Source organism: Acinetobacter sp. P37, assembly GCF_057480965.1.
This window is the reverse complement of record NZ_JBLIYY010000053.1, coordinates 1-465: the sequence shown is the minus strand read 5'-3', so window position 1 is coordinate 465 and position 465 is coordinate 1. Positions and strand designations below refer to the sequence as shown.

Sequence of the window (465 nt, the reverse complement as noted above, 5' to 3'; positions counted from 1 at the left end):
TAAGCATCTATATTTATATCCAGTCCATGGTGATAAAAACCATCATAAACTAGACATTTTTATTGGTGAGAATATAGACACTTTAAATGGGTTCTAACAAATACATTTCGTATAATATAGATTATGTTAAATTAAGTATACTTGAATATTAGCGTTAGTGTATCAAGCATTAAAATTTAGCGCCTACATTCAAAGGCGCTTTTTTATTAAAACTTAATTTTTTTCACTATAGAGGCTTTCATTAAATTTGAAGCGTACCGGGTTTGTCGGAGACATTTTTATTTAAGTTAGGCCACCTGACCTAACGGGTTAATCTTATCATAGTACATTGCTTCAAACTCAAAAGGAGGTACATAACCCAATGCGCTGTGTACACGCTTTTTGTTAAACCAATCTACCCAATTTAATGTCGCAAGTTGTACATCCGCTAAACCTTGCCAGTCTGCTTTTAAATATTCAATCACC

1 protein-coding gene is annotated in these 465 nt (G+C 32.7%); it reads right to left on the bottom strand.

Translation table 11 applies throughout. From position 1 onward, the window contains the following. Positions 1–287 precede the first annotated feature (287 nt). Positions 288–465 (bottom strand): integrase core domain-containing protein (locus tag AC25JC_RS17345; protein WP_486924519.1); only part of this gene is annotated, 178 nt, incomplete at its 5' end.